The sequence below is a fragment of the Streptomyces sp. NPDC002520 genome (assembly GCF_053595235.1).
In genome coordinates this window covers 19,687-38,102 of record NZ_JBSFXG010000012.1, presented here as the reverse complement: position 1 = coordinate 38,102, position 18,416 = coordinate 19,687, and the positions used below count along the sequence as shown (strand labels likewise).

The following is an 18,416-nucleotide window of genomic DNA, read 5'->3' as shown; positions in this document are numbered from 1 at the left end:
TCCAACAGATCTCCGCTGACTCCGGGCGACGGAGTCCTGGGAGAGGCCCATGACCAATCCGCTGCCACCGCACCGCAGTCGGTACCACTCCTGGCGGTCACTGATTCTGACCGTCCTGGTCGTCCACCTGCTGAGCAGCCTCGGGTTGCTGATGTTCGCCAGGTCAACGGGACGAGTGCGTCCGGGCAGAATGACGTGTAGGGGCAGGAGTCGCCGGGCCATGTCGTAGTGGAGCACGGACACAATGCCCCACGCACAGAATGCAGGGCCGTTCCGTCCGCCACTGGTCGCGGGTCCCGCGCCCACAATACGAGGCCCTTGTCTCAGCCGGCCCGCAGTTCACCGCTTTCGACGAGTCCTGTTTCATGGGGCATACCGGTTGTCCCGGCAAGTCCGTGGAGTTGTCCCAACAGGCCGCGTCGCGGTGTGACGATGCCGCTCTTGTAAGCGAGGGCGATCAATTCTGCTCGCTGATGTGTTCCGGTCTTGCCCAACATGTGAGCGATGTGGGTCTTCACGGTGGACGGACGCAGTCTCAGGGTCCTTGCAATGGCCGCGGCGTCCTGGCCTCCCGCCAGCATCGTGAGGATCTCGTACTCGCGAGCCGAAAACCGTCGAGCGAGTTCGTGTTCGAGCGGTCGCGGAGGTTTCTTCGCGGGATCGGGAACCGCGCTCAGGACCACGACCAGACCGCCGCGGGCCACCGTCCGCAGGGCCTCGGTGAGCTGTGCTGCCGTGATCTCGTCGGCGAGGACTCCCGCGGCGCCGGCATCTAGATACGACCCGGCTTCCTCAACGTGGCATCTGCCGAAGACGACGGCTTTGGCGTGGCGTGTTGTCCAACTCACCAGTGCTCTGAAATCCAGGTCGGTGCCGTGCAAGGACCGATCCAGCAGCACCAAATCACTGTCGATGTGCATCAGCAGCCCTCGGAGTTGATCGACGTCTGCCGCCTGGCCTGCCACCGACAGACTCGAGTCGGTCTCGATCACCTTGATCAGTGCGGCGCGTACCAGGGCCGGTCCGCCGGCGACGACGATGTTCACTGAGAAGTGTCGCTTTCTCCCGGGACGACCGCAGGGTTCCGGACGGTCACGGAGAGGGCGCTCGGAAGGCGCACGGTGACGGTTGTTCCACGGCCCACTTCTGACGCCACGGACACCCGGCCTTGATGGGCATGCACGATGGCCTCGACGATCGCGAGACCGAGTCCGGAACCGCCGTAGGCACGGCTGCGGCTGGCCTCGGCACGCCAGAAGCGTTCGAAGACCCGGGGAAGGTCCTGCGGGGCGATACCAGGGCCGTCGTCGACGACGTCAACGCGTACCTCCCGGCCGGTGATCCCGACGTCCACCCGGACGCTGGTGTGTGCAGGAGTGTGCTGAACGGCGTTTCCCACCAGGTTCCGCAACACTTGCTGAAGGCGGTCGGGGTCGCCCAGGGCGGGCGCGGACGGTGCGGGTGCAAGGGCGATGACTCGGTCGGGATGGATGACCTGGGCGTCCTCCACGACGCAGGCGGCAAGCGCGGTGAGGTCGACGGGCTGCTGCTCCACCGGCCGGCCCGCATCCAGGCGAGCCAACAGCGTAAGGTCCTCGACAAGCAGGCGCATACGGCCGACCTCGTTCTCGATGTGGTCGAGCGCAGTCTCCAGGCCAGGGCCCGAGACGCCTCCTTGGCGGTACAGATCCAGCCAGCCAGAGATGGTGGTGAGGGGAGTGCGCAGTTCGTGGGAGGTGTCGGCAGCCATCGAGCGTACGGTGGCTTCTGCACGGGCCTGAGCGTCGAATGCCTGGTTGACGGCCTCGGCCAGGAGGTCGGTCTCGCTGCCGTTGCCGCGCGTGGGCAGCCGTTCGGCGCGGGATCCGTCGGCGATGGCGTCGGCGGCGCGGGCCATGCGGGCCAGTGGGCGCATGCCGAGACGAAGCACCAGCACCGCCAGGCCCAGCAGGAGAACCAGGGCGGCTCCGACAAGGGCGAGCTGTCGATGGATCAGCCTTTCGGCGGTTTCCTTGTCGACGGATGTGTCGACTGCCAGGACCAGAGCGGCCGGTTTGACCGTGCCCTCCCCGGGTCCTCGGTCGAGGGTCAGGCCCGGGGTGGGGATACGAATGACCCGTATATCGTCCGTGCCCTCGCCACCGCCGTAGGTGACGACGGCACCGGCGGGGGCGAGGGCAGTGAGCTTTGCCAGGTCCGCCGCAGAAGAGGTCGCGGTGCCGGTGCTCAGTAGCACGGTGTTGTCGGCGCTGACCGCGACGATACCCAGCGGCGGCCCCAAGAGGGCCGCCAGCTGATCGGCGTTGGCCGTCTGCGGCCCACGCTCGATCACGTGGGTGATCCTTTTCGCACTGTCCTTGAGGGTGTCCTCATAGCGTGTGTGCAGGAAGTCCGCTACCAGGAGGGTGCTGGTCACGGCGCTGGCGACCAGGCCGGCCACCAGGAGCACCGCCAGACCGATCAGGAGACGCAGCCGGACGCTCGAGAAGGACCACCAGGGAAGACGGCCGCGGAACCTCACCTGGGGGCCTGCTCTCTCAGGGAATATCCGACACCTCGAACGGTGTGCAGCAGGGGGGACCGGCCGTGGTCGATCTTGCGTCGGAGGTTGGAGATGAATCGTTCGACGACAACGGAATCCCCGCCGAAGTCGTACTGCCACACGGCCTCCAGGATCTGGGCACGGGAGAGGACCTGCCCCTGGTGGCTCAGGAGGTAGTGCAGCAGCCGGTATTCGGTCGGCGAAAGCTCGATGAGCTCACCGGCCCGCCGCACTTCGTGGCGTGGATGGTCGATCTCCAGGTCCGCGCAGCGCAATGCAGGCGTGACGTCGGTGGGGGAGGAACCCCCGCGAGCCCTGCGCAACAAGGCTTGCAGACGGGCTCCGACCTCGACCACGCTGAAAGGCTTGGTGACGTAGTCGTCGCCGCCCAGGCGCAGCCCCCGCACCCGGTCCTCGACAGCGTCGCGCGCGGTGAGGAAAAGGACGGGCACGTCGATCGCACGGTCGCGTAGCAGCTGCAGGATCTCGAAACCGTCGGCGCCGGGCAGCATCACGTCAAGAACGACGATGTCCGGGACGCGGCGCGCGACCTGATCGAGCGCCGCTGTCAGATCACCCGCCACGTCCACGTCGAAGCCGGAGAACCCGAGCGCCGATATCAGCAGACGCCGGATACCGGGATCGTCGTCGATGACGAGCACGCGGTCGCGGACTCCTGATGTGTCGACGGCGTTCACGTGAGCTCCTTGGATAGGGATGGTGATGTGCCCGGCGCTCGCCGCGCCAAGGCACTCACCACGTGCGGCATACGTTCCGGTACCAGAGTCGACATTCACGGAGTCAGGCGCTCAGGGGCGTGCAGGTGGGTGAGGGGAGCCATGCTGCCCGCGTCGGGGGCATGGAAGTTCCCGCCCTCGACGTTGAGATGCGGCAGCACACGGTCCAGTCGGCGGGGCAGCCACCAGGCCTTGTCGCCGAGCAGGCCGAGAACGGCGGGTACGAGCGTCATACGGACCAGGAAGGCGTCGACCAGGACGCCGAAGCCGAGGGCGAAGGCGATGGGCATGATGTTGGCGTCGTGGGAGAGCAGGAAACTGACGAACACCGCGACCATGATCAGGGCGGCGGAGGTGACCACCCGAGACGCGTTGCGGGCTCCGGCCAGGATCGCGGAACGGGCGTTGCGGTGGTGGACGTAGTCCTCGCGGATGGCGGAGACGAGAAAGACCTCGTAATCCATGGCGAGTCCGAAAAGAACGGCAATGACGATGATGGGGGCGAAGCTGGAGACCGGCCCCTGGCTCGGGACGCCCAGGAGACCGGACAGCCAGCCCCACTGGAAGACGGCGACGGTGGCTCCGAAGGCAGCGCACGCCGACAGCAGGAATCCGACGGTGGCCTTGATGGGGACGGCCACGCACCTGAAGGCGATCATCAGCAGGAGCAGCGAGAGCCCGACGACGACGACGGCGAAGGGCACCAGGGCGGCGCTGAGCTTCGAGGAGAGGTCGATGCTGACGGCGGTCTGACCGGTGACGGCGACATAGCTGCCGTTCGAGCGGGCGATGGGCTGCATGTCCGTGCGCAGACGGGAGACCAGATCGCTGGTCTGCTGGGTGCGCGGTCCGGTGGTGGGGACCACCTGGATGCGGGCCGCGACCCGGTCGCCGGCCACATCCGTGCCACTGACGTGCGCAATGCCCTTGGCGTGTGCCAGTTCACGCCTGACCGCGGAGGCGGTGGACTCCAGTGCGGCGTGGTTCTTGTCCTCGACAAGGATGACGAGTGGACCGTTCGCGCCGGGGCCGAACGCGTCACTGATCACGTCATACGCCTGACGGCTGGAAGAGCTGGTGGGGTCGGACCCGTCATCGGCGAGGGCGAGCTTGAGCTGCGTTGCGGGTATCCCGACGGCGACCAGAGCGACGATCCCCACGATCAGATGACGGACGGGGTGGCGCAGTACTCTCTCCGTCCAGCGCACTCCCAGGGAGGTCCTACCGGTGTGCCGGGTCTGCCGGGCCGTCCTTGACGCGGGCCTGGGGATGAGCTTGCGTCCCGCCATGCCCATGAGAGCGGGCAGCAGGGTGAGCGCCATGACGACGGCTGTGGCGACCGCGCCGGCCGACGCGAGCCCCATGGAGGTGAGCAGGGGGACGCCGGCGACGCTGAGGCCGGCCAGGGCGATGAACACGGTGGCACCTGCGAAGACGACGGCGCTGCCCGCGGTCGCGGTGGCCGTGGCGATGGATTCCCGCACGGGCGTGCCCTTGGCCAACTGGGCGCGGTGGCGGGAGACGATGAACAGGGCGTAGTCGATACCGACGGCCAGGCCGAGCATGATGGCGAGCCTCGGGGCGTTGTCCGAGATGCCGGCAATGGCGGACAGGCCCATCAAGCCGGTCATGGTGCCGATGACACCGAGGACCGCGGTGATCAGGGGCAGTCCTGCGGCCAGGAGTGAGCCGAACGTGATGACGAGGATGGCCAGTGCCACGCAGAGTCCGATGAGTTCCGTGGGCCCGACCGCAGAGCTCGAGGTGGCGTAGGCGTGACCGCCGTAGACGGCACTGATGCCAGCATGCCGTGCTTCACCGCCGGCCCGCTTGACCGCGTCAAGAGTGGTAGCCGGTACGGCGGTGTCCTTCTTGGTGGTGAAGGTGAGCTGGGCGACCGCCGTGCGGCCGTCCCTCGACACCATGCCACTCCCGGCCGGGTCACCGACGGCCGTCACGCCCTGCACACGCCTTGTAGCCGCGAGGGCCGCGGCAAGAGATCGGTGCAGGTCGGCGTCGGTCAATCGGCGACCGGCGGGAGACTCGAAGACGATAGACCCGGACTGAACGTCAGGGTCCGGGAAGTGGCGGTCCATCTTGGTCAGCGCTGTCTGCGCGGGAGACCCCGGAATGGAGTTGCTGTCTTCGAAGGAGCCTGCGAAGACGATACCCAGGCCGATGACGGCGCTTAGTCCGAGCAGCCAGCCGATCAACATGAGCCGCCACCGCCGGGCCCCGAAACTGCCCAGCCGGTAAAGGAACGTTGCCATACCTGATTCCCTGATTGGTAACGGAGGACATGTGTGATCCTTCGGGACCGACTTGATGGCACGCCCACGGTGAACCTGAGGATTTCTTGACGGTGACGTGGGATGACCCTCAACTTCACGGCCCGGCTGTATGTTCAGCCATGGGAGTCACACCGGAGTCATGCCTTGGCGAGGGCGGCTTGGATGAGCTCGGCGGTGCGCGCCGGGTGGGCGACGAGGGCCGTGTGGGAGCCGTCGGCTTCCTCGACGATCGATCCCGTCCGGGCGGCCGTGAAACGCTGTACCTCGGGAGCGATGCCGTTGTCGTGCCGCGCGATCTGGTACCAGGACGGCACGGACTTCCAACCCGCCCCGTAGCGCTCTCCGTCAGTGCCACGCCCGCGAGTGGCCGCTGCGAAGCCCACATGACCTGCGTGAGGTGAACGGGCCGGACGGAGACGCGGCTCTCGCCCACGTCCAGGCTGAAGGCGGCGAGGTGGACCAAACCCACGACCTCGTCGAGGCCGGCCGACGCCTCGCCGGTAACGGCTCCGCCAGAGGAGTGGCCGACCAGGACGACGGGCCCGCCCCCGTACCGACCACCGCACGACCACAGCCGCGTCGTCGGCCAGGCCCCGGAGCGGGTTCGGCGGCGCCACCGCCCTGACGTCGGCGGCGGCCAACTCCCGAATGCTGCCGCAGAAGCCGGACACGTCGGCGAACGCGCCATGGACCAGCACCACCATGACGCGGTTCAATTCGGACATGCGGATCCTCTGGGATGTTGTCGTGAGAACACTGGTATTTTTAGGCGAAATTACTAGAATCGCTTACAAAGCGTCCTGATTCCGCTACTCGCCAAGTTAAGAACTGTGCGGCAGGGGACATGCACACGAGTGCACTACTGCTGATCCCGCGATGCACAGAAGGGCAGCAAATTCTCCGCAAGGTGTGACGTTCGGACGAGTGCACAGGTGGGGGCGACGGACGCGGTGAGGTGGGCGGCCTCTGAAGCGGCGGTGGTGAGGCGGGCGGCGCCGGCCATCCGGGGCACGTGTTGTGCCCGAGTCGGGCTGTTGATCGGCCGCACGAACGACCAGGCGCCCCGCTTACGGAAAGTGGTCGCCACCCCCGTGCCAGGTAGAGTTCGCCCATGTCCAACGCAGACAAGGGCGGCCAGCCCAGGGCCCGCCTCAGCAGAGAAGCCCTGGTCACCAGCGCCATCGCCCTGGCGGACGCCGAAGGGCTGGAGGCGGTCACGGTCCGTCGGCTGGCTCAACAGCACGGAGTGGCACCTACCTCTCTGTACTGGCACTTCAGGGACAAAGAGCGCCTGCTGGACGGGATAGCGGAGTACCTGCTGGCGCAGGTCGAGGTTCCGGAACATCTCGAGGGCGATTGGCTGGAACAACTGCGCGGCATTCTGGAGCGCATCATTGTCGTGGCGCGTTCCCATCCCGCAGCGGCTCAGCTCATGCCCATGCGATTGCTGGCGTCCCCGTCGGGATTGACCGTCATCGACCGCACTCTTGCACTGCTGGAGAAATCCGGACTTCGCGGCGAGCGGGTCGCCAGTACCGCGATTTTCCTTCTGACCGCGGTGGTGTCCATGGTCGAGGCGGAGCCTGGTCGCCAACTACCGAAGGGCAAGGAAGAACGTGAAGACGAGGTCCGTGTCAAACGGGCGCTGCTGATGGCCCTCCCGCCTCGACACTTCCCTGTCACCGCGACTTTCGCCGATCAGCTCTGCGAATGCGTGGACCCGGACGTCTACTACGATTTCAGCCTTGGAATTCTCGTCGCGGGCCTCGAGCGGATGGTCACGAGCGCTTCGTGATGAATCCTGGTCGATTGCGCTTTCCTGACACTTCGCCGGTCCGCGAAGGCTCCACCAGGATGTCCCGTGTTCTCCGGCATGACAGTAAGCTGACTTCGGCAATGACAGTCAGAGAGCCCTTTCCAACCTGAGCCAGAAGGTTGAGCAGGGCGGGACCTGTCGTACCGCCCCAGGTCAACTTCCCTCGCAGTCCAGCCGTTCGGCAGACTGGAGCAGGTACTCGGGCAGCTTCGAACTGGCGGCCAGAACCTCGACACCGATGAGGCGGCCCTGCTCGTCGAAGTCGAGGTTGATCATGCCATCGACGCCCACATACATGCGCGCGGACTTCGGGCTGGTCTGCGGCTCGGTGAAGTACACGTACGCTGCGTCAACGGTCTTGTCGTGGGTGACTCTCAGGTGCGACACGATGCTTCGGCCCCTCTCTGCGTTGTTGATGCTGGTCTCCTCCCTGCGTTGCGAGCTGCAAGGCCAGGACGGCTCTGACGATGTCTGTGATGCGGGTCGTGCTGCAACGGAGTTTGCGCAGGAGGCGCCACTGCTTGACGGTGGCCATGGCCCGCTCGCCGATGGCGCAGATGCGGGCGTGGGCGAGGTTCACGGCCCTCCGGCCTGCGGCCAGCTTGTCAGTTGGCCGTCTTCTGCAGTCCGTAGAGTCCCGGCAGGCCACGCCAGGAGATTCCGGTCCGGATCTTGTAGACCATCCCGCTGATGACCTGCCGGTCCTCCACGCTTGGCAGTCCCGTGTTGGCCCGCTGTATGAGTGGAGCGAGCAACTCACACTCCTGGTCGGTGAGTTCATGGCGGTATATCACCCCACCATGAACCATCACCCGATGATCTTTGAAGACGGACCCTAGTTGGAGCCGGCTCACGCGGCTGTGCTCCACTCATGGGTCCCGCTGGAACGCGAGCGGGACGCCGTGTCGCCGGCCTTCAGTGAGTAACGAGTCAAAAAGCCCATAAGTGGATGAAATGGAATGCGAGAATATTGGTCGTGAAGGTCGCGTATCTAGGCATTAGTTGCAGCGCGCTGCCCTTCTGTACGCGCGGTTGCGCCTGAGAGGAAAATCCCGTCACCTCGGCTTGATCCGAGTGGTACGCAGAGGTACTTTGTGAAAAATTTGAGGGCGGCGCTGGCGGGTGATTAGAGATATTGCTCAGTGGTTCCGCCGGGTACCGCATACTGTTGCCCATGGCGGGAATTGAGCGCACTCCGGCAATCTTGTCCAAAGTCGCAATGGAGCACTTCTTTCAATGGGTCATGGCCTTTCGGCCTGCTCGTTGGACCTAATCAATCACTAATACTCACATGGGTGTGACGGCTAATGCAGGCCGGGCTCTGCGGAAGTCGCGGAAATCGAATCAAGAGTGTGTAGTGGAGGTTGGCTCATGAAGGAAATTCGGTTTTCGATACTCGGCCCTCTGCGCGCGTCCTGCGAAGGTGTTGGAGTGGTGTTGGGCTCGACCCATGAGCGCACCGTCCTCGCTCTCCTGCTGTTGCGTGAAGGTGCACAGGTTTCGGTCGAGCAGATGATCGATGTGGTCTGGGGCGGAGCGGCACCCCCCAACGCGCGGCACGCCATCCAGACGTACATCTACCGACTCCGCCGTTCGCTGCCCGCGGTCGGTGCGAACCGCGTGGTGAGCAGTGTCGGCGGTGGTTATGCTCTGCCGCTGGACCGGCATCAACTCGACCTGCGAGAGTTCAAGGTCAAGGTTCGGGAGGCGGAACGTCTCCGCCACGCAGGGCACCTGGCCACTGCGATGACCTGTATCGACCAAGCGCTCGACCTGTGGACCGGCGTCCCGCTGGCTGGTACCGACACGGGCTTGAACGGTTGGCGCACCGCCTTGCATGAGATGCGGCTCAGCGCGCTCGAGCAACGTCTGTCGCTGGCCTTGGAGCTTGGTCAGCACATCGAGCGGACGGCCGAACTCTCAGTGCTGGTGGATGAATATCCGCTTCATGAACGTTTCTGCGAATTGTTCATGATCGCCCTGTACCGGTCGAACCGCCAAGCCGAAGCCCTGGCCACCTACCAGCGTACGTGCCGGCGACTCCGTGAGGAACTGGGTCTGGAACCCGTGGCCCGGCTCCGGGAGTTGCACCAGCGGATCTTGACCGCGGACCCGACGCTCCACGACGGCCGATCGGAAGGCGTAGGCGCCCGAGCTGGTGTCGGCGTTCGAGTACCGGAGGCCGGCCACCGTGAAGCCGGTGACGAACTGACCAAGTTCTTCGAGGCGTTCGGAGAGCTCAAACAGGCCGTCGCTCATATTTCGGAGCAGGTCGCCCGTCTTACGTGCCTGATGACCGCCACGGTGGGCGGCGCCAACTCCCGCTCCGAGCCGGCGGCACCTGGATCCGGCGACATGGGGCCCCAGGCCGCCACTGCGGAGTCGTCATCCAGCGGGCTCTCTTGCGTTGGGTGACATCAGCCCTTCGGAGACGATCTGAACCTTCATCGGGCCCGCAGGCGCCCGGCTCAGACTTGCTGCTCGGGCACGTCCACCACAATGTGGCACAGCGCAACGCCGACCCGGAGACGGCAGGAGAGCCGGCTGTTGTGGTGCCGTGGCGCTGCCGCGGTCTCCAGCATCTCGTCCTCCTCAGACGTCACAGGCGGAAGTCGGTCCAGGAATTCGTCGTGCACGTACACATGGCAGGTCGCGCACATCATGTGACCACCGCACTCGCCGAGGATTCCGTCGACATCCTCCATCAGAGCGGCCGCCATCAGGCTCTCCCCATCGACCGCATGCACAGTGCGCTCGGCGCCGTCGGACTGCCGCCGGAAGACGATGGTGGGCAAGAAGGTCTCCCCTCCAGGTGAACATACGTGTTAGTGGCTGGCACTGTCGGGATGGCGAGCTACTGAGCACTGGACGGCCTGGCGTGGCGCCCGGCGGGCGTGTACGTGACGTTGAGTGGGCGCGCGACGCGGAAGCCGAAACCTTCGAATCGCGGGGGTTCGGCGTGGCTGTCGAGCCTCATGTCTGGAAACTCGTCGGTCAGACGGCCGATGCACATGTGCAGGATCGCCCGTACGAGCCCCGCCCCTGCGCACGCGGCCGGCCCAAGACCGAACGCCAGATGTCGGCGTGCGTCGGCGCGGTCGAGATCGACCTCGTCGGGATCCGGGAACCGCGCCGGATCGCGATTGGCCGCTGCCATCAGTGCCGCGATGGTCTGGCCCGATTGCAGCAGCGCTCCGTCGAACTCGCCGTCGCATGTGACAACGCGGGTGCGATAGTGGACCACACCGTAGATCCTCAATGTTTCCTCGACGAAAGTGGCCCTTTGGCTCTCGTCCGCTTCACGGAGACGGTCCCACAGCCCTGGAGTGTGCAGGGCGAGGTACAGGCCATTAGCCAGCGCCGAGCGAGTCACCGCACCGAAGAAGCCGCGCAGCAGGCAGTAAAGCTGTTCGTCGCTCCATCCAGACAGGGCCTCATCCCGCCAGATGTTGTGCAAGATTGTATGCCCTTCAGTGGAGCGCCCGGCTTCGACGTAGGGCTTGATGAGTTTGTCGATGTCGTAGGTGGCCTGCAATGCCCGGTCCGCGAGATCATCGTCCTTCGATCCTATGTATGCGGCTGCGTCCTTGAATGTGTCGATAATGTCGACGCATTCTTCGATCTCATTCATCAGCGACTCGTCCTTCCAGGGAAGTCCGATGACGCCGGCAATGATCCGAATCGGAACTTGACCGCAGAAGTCGTTGATCAGTTCCGCGCTGCCGCGGTCGGCGAGCTGCGCCACGTGAGAGTCCACGACGGCTGGGATCAGGCCCGCCCGCCATCCGGCCACAGCCCTCGTGGACAGCATGCGCAACCACCATCTGTGGTGTTCCGCGTGCTCTTTACCGTGCAGTGCGGAAGGATGGCGTTCGCCATATATCCGAACGTACCGGGGATGGGGGACGGCTTCCGCGGGTGGAATGGGAGCAAACCTCGACCGGTCGAGAAAAATCTTTCTGGCCGCCTCATACCGACTGGCCATCCATGCGTCGCTGGCGGCTTCCCACGTGACAACGCCCGCTGATCGCAGGTCATTGTAGAACGCGTAAGGGCAGCTGTTCACGGTGTCGGCGAAGGACCGGAAATCGTCGGCCATCTCGTCTCCCTCTGAAAAGCGACATAACAATCTTCCGGAGCCCGTCGACTGGAATATTTTTCACTGGAGATCAGCGAGCGACCGTTTATGTATCCGTATTATGCGCCGCGGAAGTCGCAGTTGAGTCTAATTCCAGTAGATTTAATTCAGACGTTGACGAATGCTGTGACTGGCGCTACTTTTTTTGCGACGGCGAACCCCAGCCGTGCCGTTATAAATCAGAAGGGAGAACGTCGTGGAGCGCTACGAGGACCTTGAGGGAACGGCAGTCGGCCTCATCAACCCGGTGGTCAACTAACTTCGGCTGCCGCGGCCCGACCGGGAAGACCCAGAATAATTTTTCTCGGTCGGGCTGCGCTGAACCTACAGGTCGGGAGCGGGAAGATGCAGGACCTGGACACGGCTTCGTTTGCACTGAAGCCGTTTGTCGACCTAAGTCGAGATTCGAAGGTCAGGCCGAGTTGCCTGGCTGAGGCGGCACTCTACTGGGCGAATTCCGAAGATCCGTTCGGGCTGTCGCCGTGGCAGACACCGGCACGTGACACGCGGGAGATGATGCTGCGCGCCGGGCTGGTCGCGGACGATCCACTCCACGAGCTCTGGCAGCGCCTCACCGCCTCTAATGCGGCTGCCGAGTTGCTGTGGGCATCTCGTCTCGCCACGCATCTGGGTCGCTACGACCTCGCACTCCGGTTCGCCGAACGGGCGGGTTTTGTTGCCGATGATGAGGAGCGGTGCTGGGCCGACCTGCTGATGGCCAGAGCGGTGGTCACCGACCTGTGGGCGACGGCACGGCCCGTGCGCCCGTCAGAGGACCACAGCCCCGTATTGCAATTCATGCACGCTCTCGACGCGTTGGAGCGCGCGATGCATTCCGGGTCCGTGGCGGAAACCGTGGACCTGCTCGCCTGTGCTGTTCAGGCCGCAGCGGGGATGCGGGCGAAAGACCAGCGGCTGGGTTGCGTGGGAGAGGCGCAAATCTGGGCGGTGACATTGTGGCACGGTGCGCAGAAGACAGCCGAGCGGGACCTTGGACCGCTGCTGGACGAGCTGACGGCCCATCATGCTCATCGAACGTCGTCAAGTGCGCCACGAACCGCGCGTGCCACGGACCGGCTTGGCGACTTTGCCCAGGATGCAGCCCCTGACGAGGGCTTCCTCGTCAGGGAGGCGCTGCTGCGCCTGCACCTGGCCATGGCCGAGAACCACGTCCGGCTCGGCGATCTGTCACTGGCGGCCTCGCATGCGGACACCGCGCTACCACTGGACCCGCACGGTGCGGATACCCATCTGGTGACCGCGCGGATCGCGCAGGCATGCGGCCACGACGACAAGGCCCGAGTCCATTTCCGTAGTGCTGCCCGGCACGGTCTCGTCGAGCGAGGACCCGCCCTGGCAGGCATGCTGGACTTGGACGGTCGTGCTACCGATGCCGGCGAAGGGCGCGGCTCTGGTGACGGCTCCGCGGACTCGACCGATCAGGGACACGGCGAGTCGCGTGACACCACGCGCAGGGATCGCCTTGTCATGTACCAAGTGGCCGGGACTTCCTTCCTCGGTGCGGTCAACGACCTACTGACAATCGATTCGGCCGCCGAGCGCGTTCGTTTGGCCCGGCTGGTGGAACGCCGCCAGGTGCTGGAGCGCACCGTTGCCGCGGACACCCTGGCCTGGGCGAAGGGACGTGCCGGAGGTGAGACGTCCGAAACGCGGTCGTCCTTGCTGCCGCTGCCGATGGAAAGGTACCGGCCGTACCTCGACCTCGCCCATCCGCAGAACATTGAAAAGGCGGATATTCCGCCAGTAGCGATTCACATGCCGCTGATGTCACTGCGTGCGGTCACCGAGGGCCTGGAGCCGTGGTTTCGAGAAGTTCATCCGCAGCGCGCGACGGCAGCGCTGTTCCGAACCGAGCTGGCAGAGCTGACGCGGGTCGTGGGCCACGCGTCGCCGGCCGCGAGTACGGACTTCTTCGAGTGGCTCAATGCTCCTGAGGGGTGCCCGCTCGCGCTGCGCGACAGATTGGCAGGCGCGGCCGAGTTGCCGATGCTCGAACGCGCCATGGTCGGCAGGTTGCTGGCCGCGCTGGGTTTCTACGCCCGTGCCATGCAGATACTGCCTGATCCGACGGCCCCGGTGACCGATCCCGAATCCGCCTTTGCTCTGGCGACCTGGTTGTACGCCCAGCAGATGCATACCACCGGCTCGGACATTGATCTCGATGCGGAGTTCAGGCGACTTTACGGACAGTTGGGCAACGACGCTCGCTACGCCCGGATGAGGGTCGTGGCGACGATCAATGCGACGGTCAACGCGGCACGACGGCGACGCCCTGATGTCATCGCCTACTGGCGGACCGAGGGGGAGACCGCGCTGGCGGATTATGTGGCTCTGCCCGAAGTGGATGAGTTCAACGGCGCATTGATGACGAGCCGGTGGTACCGGGCGATGGGGTTCCTTCCGTATCTGACCGGTGACCGCGAACTGCTTGTCGCGGACATGGACCGGTGGCTGGGGATCGCCGCTGAGCTGAAAGGCTACGACGATCACACCCGGATCATCGCAGCGGACAACTACTTCCCGGCGGTTGAGACTGCGGTCCGTACCCATATGCATCTGGGGGACATGCCTGCGGCACTGCGGCTCGTCGAAGAACTGGCCTTCGAAGTCGACCCCGTCGACCCGAAGACCTGGCTGACCGCAGGCGAGCTCTACCACAAAGTAGGGGATGTACGCGCGGCCTTGTCAGCCTACCTGCGAGCTGCTCATCTCCAGTTCCCTTACGGCCGTCTGTCATGGTTCAACGCGGGGCAGTGTCATGAGCAGTTGGGCGAGGCCGACGAGGCCGCCGAATGTTACCGCCGGTCGCTACATTTCTGGCCGGCCGGCCTGTCGCCCGTGCGTCGACTCCATGGGTTGGTGGCCAGCGGCGCACTCGGGTCGGACTCGGATGTGGTCGCAGCATGGATGGCTCGTCAGAAGGCGTGGCCGGTGGTAGCGACCGCGGGATGAGGAAGTGCGCTGGAAACGGACGGCGGGCACGGCACCCATCTCCGCCTGGCGTGACGCCCGCGCGGACGCCGTAGGCGACAACCACTTGCTTGGGCTGCTCACCGGAATATTCGGCCTGGGCGCCCTGCTCGCTGCCGCCGTGGCCGCGACCGGCGGCATCGACGTTCCCGTTGCGTGCCCAGGCCCGGGATGTCTCGGTGCTGAAGGCGGCCGGCCTGACTCCTCTCCAGGTCGCGGGGATGTTCCTCATCCAACATCTGCTCCTGCCCGGTGCCGGCGTGCTCGCGGGCCTCGGCGCGGTCGAGGCGTTCGGCGCCTGGGTGTCCGGCCCGCTGGGCCAGGCCATGGCGGTGTGGCGCACCCTGCCCTCCCAGGGCTGGGTCGTGCCGGTCACCGTGCTCGTCACCTTGGCGACGGACAGGGCTCCCGTCGTATGTCGCGGTCTGCCTGGTGATGCATTGAGCAACGATGAACAGGCCCCGGCCGCCCTCGTCGGTGGATGTCGCACGGACCAAACGAGGCTGCGTATTGCTGGGATCCGTGACCTCGCAGACAAGCACCTCATCCCGGATGAGGCGCAGCACGACGGGACCGCCGCCTCCGTAGCGGACGGCATATCATGATCTTCGCCGGCGGGCTGGCCCACTTGATGCCGTTGTCCACGACGCAGCGGACCGCATCGAGCATCCAATGCCACGAAGTTAACAGCCCAGCGGCGGTGTCAAGAGTGGCGGGAGGCAGAAGGGGCCCGCCCCGATGTGCCCGAGGCGGGCAGTGCGGCGGCGAAGAGGGCGAGTCTGCCGCGTGATCGTATTCATGGGGGGACCACGCTGTGCCGGGGCAAGTGCTGGGTGTATGGATCTTGTCGGCCGGTGGCCCCCGCACTTGTGCGGTCAGCGCGTCAGTGTGTACCGCGCCCGTAGCTCCCGTTTGAGGACCTTCATGCTCGGCCCCAGGGGCAGCGAGTCCCTGAACTCCACACGGCGCGGGTACTTGTGTCGTCCCAGGTGCTTCTTGGACCACTCGATGACGGCGGCCGCCTCGAGTGCCGCGCCGGGGGCGGGGACCACGACGGCGCAGACCTCCTCCCCCTGCAGTTCGTCCGGCAGACCGATGACGGCGACCTGAGTGATGCCAGGGTAGCGCAGGAGCACTTCCTCGACCTCACACGAGTAGACGTCGTACCCGCCGCGTATGATGACGTCCTTCTTGCGGTCGACGATCCTGAGGAAGCCCTCGTTGTCCTTGGTGCCGAGGTCGCCGGTGCGCAGCCAGCCGTCGACGAGCGCCTCCGCGGTGGCCGCCGGGCGGCCGAGGTAGCCGGAGAAGACGTTGTGTCCCCGGATGACGACCTCGCCCAGTTCGCCGGGCGGCAGGAGTTCGATGCGGCCCTCGATCTCCGCGCGGGCGATCTCCACGTCGACGCCCCACAGCGGATGGCCGATGGTGCCGGGTTTGGTGCCGAACCACGGCTGGTTCACGGTCGCGGTCGGCGAGGTCTCCGACAGTCCGTACCCCTCGTAGATCTTCGCGCCGTACGCCTCCTCGAAGCGTTGCAGCACCGCGCCGGGCAGCGAGGCACCGCCTGAGATGCACAGGCGTAGCTCGGGCAGGACGTCGGCGTCGGCTGCGGCGGCCACCAGGGACGCGAACATGGTGGGGACGCCGTGGAACGTGTTCACGCCTTCCTTGACCATCAACTCGACGGCCCGCGCCGCGTCGAAGCGCGGCAGCAGTACGAGCGTGGCCCCGGCCCGCCAGGTGGAGTTCATCGACACCGTCTGTCCGAAGGCGTGGAAGAGCGGCAGAGCGCCCAGCGCGATGTCGTCGGGGCGGACGTCGTTGGCGTCGAAGGCGTTGACGGTCGCGTTCATCACCAGATTGAAGTGGCTCAGCACGGCACCCTTGGGCACGCCGGTGGTGCCGCTGGTGTAGAGGACGACTGCGGGGTCGTCGGCGGCGCGGGTGACGTACGACGGCAGCGGCTCGGCGTCCGCCGCCAGGTTGTCCAACTCGGGGCCCAGGGTGACCACACGGGCTCCCACGGCCTGTGCCGCGGCCGCTCCTGTCTCTGCCTGCGCCGGGTGGCACAGCAGGAGCGTCGCGCCGCTGTCCTGCAGGACGTGCTGGACCTCTTCCTCCGACAGCAGCAGATGGACCGGGACGACGACTCCTCCGGCAGCCGCGATCGCGTAGTACGCCTGCGGGAACTCGGCTGTGTTCGGCGCCATCAGGGCGACGCGGTCCCCTGGCCGGACGCCGAGCTCGACGAGCGCCCCTGCCTGTGCGCGGGCCCGCTGCCACACCTCGGCGAAGGTCAGGCGCAGGTCGCCCTCGACGAGGGCAGTCCGATCGGGGCGGCGCCGGGCGTTCTCGGCGAGGATCGTGGCGAGGGACAGGATGGCCATATGAGTGGTACTCCGTTTCTTTGCGGGGCTGCTTGGTCGAATTTCTCTGCGGCGCGTTCCCGTTGGGGTGTCCGTCAGTGCCTGTCGATCAGCACCGCGCTCCCTGCCCCACGCACATCGTGGCCAGTCCGCAGGCGGTGCCCGTGCGGCGTATGCGGTGCAGCCGCCCTCGACAGTTAATTAGCGTTGCTAGTTTTTAGCGCAGCCTGCCGACCGCTCGCCGGGAGACTCGGCCGTCGTGAGTGGGGGCTGCCGCGGCAGTGTTGCGCCTTGTCCGGCCGGGTGCTGGCGCCCAACGAGCGTGCCGCCGTGGGCCGGTGATGGCCAGATGCCTGGATGGAGGCAGATATTATAAATTCTAAGAATCGGCTAGTGTGGTGTCGTGGCGCAGCGATCGCTCGGCGGCCCTGCCGGTCGCTCCCTCCTGGCGAGTAACCCCTGAACATGTCACCTGAACAATGTAAGTTAACCCGTGTCGGCGCTTGTGGCCAAAGGGCAAGAGCGGTATTCGCCAAGTTGAGATCAGTGAGATGCCATGGACAGAGTGAAGGTTGGTGTGGTTGCGCGGGACCAGATCGCCCAGCGGGCGCTGGTGAGCTACATCCATGACCAGCAGCAGTTCATGCTCACCCGGCCCGGCGTCGACGGCGACGCCGAGCTCGTCGTCGCCGCGGTGACCGACCCTGACGTCGCTGCTCTGGCCAGGCTGCGCGACTTGGTGAGTGCCGAAGCCTCGCTGGTCCTGATCGTGGACGGAGAGTGGCATGCCGACATCCAGAAGGCACTGGAACTCGGTACGCGCGCGGTGATCTTCCGGCCGGACTTCACCTGGGAGAGGTTCGGCGAGGCGCTGCGGCAGGTGGTCGCGGGGCACGGTGACCTGCCTGCGATGCTCCAGGGGAGGCTGATGGACCAAGTGATGAGAACCTACGTCGACGTGCTGGCGCCGCGCGGGCTCACATCCGGAGGGCTCACCGTCCGAGAGGTGGATGTCCTGCGTCTGGTCGCGGACGGGTACGAGCTCCAGGCGGTCGGCTCCGAGCTCGGTTATTCGGAACGCACCGTCAAAAGCGTGCTGTACGGCATCATCAAGCGATACAACCTGCGCAACCGCGCCCACGCCGTCTCTTACGCCATCCGCTACGGCATGATCTGAGCGCATCGCATCGCTTGCGGCACCCGGCCACCCGGGAAGAGGTGCCAGTCGTTGGTGTCCGGGGGACAGTTGGCACTGCGGCGGCCTGCTGGTCGACCGGAGGCTTGCGAACGGCGGCCGCCGCGGGTCAGGTCTCTCGCCCGCTCAGGGCCGGCGTCAACTGGTCGCGAAGGAGCCCTCGGTGATGCCGTGACGGTGTGCTGTCTGCCGCCGTGGCCTTTTGGGCGTATGGCCTCGTGATGAGCTCCGGGCGGGACGACGGCATGGTCTCCGACTGGTCTTGACGGCACAGGCCGGTTCCCGCTGAACATGCCGACCACATGCGCGAAGCCGACATCTCGTACGTCAATGCGCC

The 18,416-nt window shown here is 65.8% G+C and carries 14 protein-coding genes and 2 pseudogenes; 4 read left to right on the top strand and 12 right to left on the bottom strand.

Annotated features, from left to right (window positions below; genetic code table 11):
• Positions 1-323 precede the first annotated feature (323 nt).
• From ACWD5D_RS18655 to ACWD5D_RS18635, 5 genes are all read right to left on the bottom strand, one after another.
• Positions 324-1,046: a LuxR C-terminal-related transcriptional regulator gene (locus ACWD5D_RS18655; protein WP_451373794.1), complete on the bottom strand. Its 723-nt coding sequence runs from the start codon at positions 1,044-1,046 to the stop codon at positions 324-326.
• On the bottom strand, positions 1,043-2,521 hold the full coding sequence (locus ACWD5D_RS18650; RefSeq protein ID WP_451373793.1) for an ATP-binding protein: 1,479 nt from the start codon (positions 2,519-2,521) through the stop codon (positions 1,043-1,045). Before ACWD5D_RS18650 ends, ACWD5D_RS18655 begins: the two co-directional genes overlap by 4 nt.
• Positions 2,518-3,204, bottom strand: a complete 687-nt coding sequence (locus ACWD5D_RS18645) for a response regulator transcription factor (RefSeq protein ID WP_451373792.1) — start codon at positions 3,202-3,204, stop codon at positions 2,518-2,520. The genes ACWD5D_RS18650 and ACWD5D_RS18645 overlap by 4 nt, the downstream gene beginning before the upstream one ends.
• 131 nt (positions 3,205-3,335) lie before the next feature.
• Positions 3,336-5,549 (bottom strand): MMPL family transporter, encoded by a 2,214-nt coding sequence (locus ACWD5D_RS18640; protein ID WP_451373791.1) that lies wholly within the window; start codon positions 5,547-5,549, stop codon positions 3,336-3,338.
• A gap of 158 nt (positions 5,550-5,707) precedes the next feature.
• Complete coding sequence (locus tag ACWD5D_RS18635) at positions 5,708-5,884, bottom strand: hypothetical protein (protein ID WP_451373790.1); 177 nt, start codon at positions 5,882-5,884, stop codon at positions 5,708-5,710.
• A gap of 797 nt (positions 5,885-6,681) precedes the next feature.
• Between ACWD5D_RS18635 and ACWD5D_RS18630 the strand changes: the two genes are divergently transcribed.
• Positions 6,682-7,365 (top strand): TetR/AcrR family transcriptional regulator, encoded by a 684-nt coding sequence (locus tag ACWD5D_RS18630; protein WP_451373789.1) that lies wholly within the window; start codon positions 6,682-6,684, stop codon positions 7,363-7,365.
• 174 nt (positions 7,366-7,539) lie between these two features.
• Here the strand turns inward: ACWD5D_RS18630 and ACWD5D_RS18625 are convergent, their stop codons facing one another.
• From ACWD5D_RS18625 to ACWD5D_RS18615, 3 genes and pseudogenes are all read right to left on the bottom strand, one after another.
• Positions 7,540-7,773, bottom strand: a complete 234-nt coding sequence (locus ACWD5D_RS18625) for a DUF2283 domain-containing protein (protein ID WP_451373788.1) — start codon at positions 7,771-7,773, stop codon at positions 7,540-7,542.
• A 46-nt stretch (positions 7,774-7,819) separates the two neighbouring features.
• A pseudogene (locus ACWD5D_RS18620) lies at positions 7,820-7,993 on the bottom strand (IS5/IS1182 family transposase); the annotation flags it as partial.
• The gene (locus ACWD5D_RS18615; RefSeq protein ID WP_451373787.1) at positions 7,992-8,195 is read right to left on the bottom strand and encodes a transposase; all 204 of its coding nucleotides are present in this window, start codon (positions 8,193-8,195) and stop codon (positions 7,992-7,994) included. The pseudogene ACWD5D_RS18620 and the gene ACWD5D_RS18615, both read right to left, overlap by 2 nt.
• Positions 8,196-8,757: 562 nt before the next feature.
• Between ACWD5D_RS18615 and ACWD5D_RS18610 the strand changes: the two genes are divergently transcribed.
• Positions 8,758-9,801, top strand: coding sequence for an AfsR/SARP family transcriptional regulator (locus ACWD5D_RS18610; RefSeq protein ID WP_451373786.1), 1,044 nt, complete (start codon positions 8,758-8,760; stop codon positions 9,799-9,801).
• Positions 9,802-9,854: 53 nt separating this feature from the next.
• Here the strand turns inward: ACWD5D_RS18610 and ACWD5D_RS18605 are convergent, their stop codons facing one another.
• Together ACWD5D_RS18605 and ACWD5D_RS18600 are read right to left on the bottom strand one after the other, a co-directional pair.
• Positions 9,855-10,181: a 2Fe-2S iron-sulfur cluster-binding protein gene (locus ACWD5D_RS18605; RefSeq protein ID WP_451373785.1), complete on the bottom strand. Its 327-nt coding sequence runs from the start codon at positions 10,179-10,181 to the stop codon at positions 9,855-9,857.
• 59 nt (positions 10,182-10,240) lie between these two features.
• Entirely contained in the window at positions 10,241-11,485 is a 1,245-nt protein-coding gene (locus ACWD5D_RS18600; RefSeq protein ID WP_451373784.1) for a cytochrome P450, read from the bottom strand.
• 384 nt (positions 11,486-11,869) lie between these two features.
• Here ACWD5D_RS18600 and ACWD5D_RS18595 point away from each other — a divergent pair, with 384 nt between their 5' ends.
• Complete coding sequence (locus ACWD5D_RS18595) at positions 11,870-14,497, top strand: hypothetical protein (protein ID WP_451373783.1); 2,628 nt, start codon at positions 11,870-11,872, stop codon at positions 14,495-14,497.
• Between the two features lie 422 nt (positions 14,498-14,919).
• Here ACWD5D_RS18595 and ACWD5D_RS18590 read toward each other — a convergent pair.
• A pseudogene (locus ACWD5D_RS18590) lies at positions 14,920-15,111 on the bottom strand (hypothetical protein); the annotation flags it as partial.
• A gap of 279 nt (positions 15,112-15,390) precedes the next feature.
• Positions 15,391-16,905, bottom strand: coding sequence for a long-chain-fatty-acid--CoA ligase (locus tag ACWD5D_RS18585; RefSeq protein WP_451373782.1), 1,515 nt, complete (start codon positions 16,903-16,905; stop codon positions 15,391-15,393).
• A 535-nt stretch (positions 16,906-17,440) separates the two neighbouring features.
• Here ACWD5D_RS18585 and ACWD5D_RS18580 point away from each other — a divergent pair.
• Positions 17,441-18,061, top strand: a complete 621-nt coding sequence (locus ACWD5D_RS18580) for a response regulator transcription factor (protein ID WP_451373781.1) — start codon at positions 17,441-17,443, stop codon at positions 18,059-18,061.
• Positions 18,062-18,416 lie beyond the last annotated feature (355 nt).

Bases quoted from the DNA above. Each gene is read 5' to 3' on its own strand.
- ACWD5D_RS18640 (WP_451373791.1), bottom strand. From the start codon at position 5,549: ATGGCAACGTTCCTTTACCGGCTGGGCAGTTTCGGGGCCCGGCGGTGG.
- ACWD5D_RS18630 (WP_451373789.1), top strand. From the start codon at position 6,682: ATGTCCAACGCAGACAAGGGCGGCCAGCCCAGGGCCCGCCTCAGCAGA.
- ACWD5D_RS18615 (WP_451373787.1), bottom strand. From the start codon at position 8,195: ATGGTTCATGGTGGGGTGATATACCGCCATGAACTCACCGACCAGGAG.
- ACWD5D_RS18610 (WP_451373786.1), top strand. From the start codon at position 8,758: ATGAAGGAAATTCGGTTTTCGATACTCGGCCCTCTGCGCGCGTCCTGC.
- ACWD5D_RS18600 (WP_451373784.1), bottom strand. From the start codon at position 11,485: ATGGCCGACGATTTCCGGTCCTTCGCCGACACCGTGAACAGCTGCCCT.
- ACWD5D_RS18595 (WP_451373783.1), top strand. From the start codon at position 11,870: ATGCAGGACCTGGACACGGCTTCGTTTGCACTGAAGCCGTTTGTCGAC.
- ACWD5D_RS18585 (WP_451373782.1), bottom strand. From the start codon at position 16,905: ATGGCCATCCTGTCCCTCGCCACGATCCTCGCCGAGAACGCCCGGCGC.
- ACWD5D_RS18580 (WP_451373781.1), top strand. From the start codon at position 17,441: ATGGACAGAGTGAAGGTTGGTGTGGTTGCGCGGGACCAGATCGCCCAG.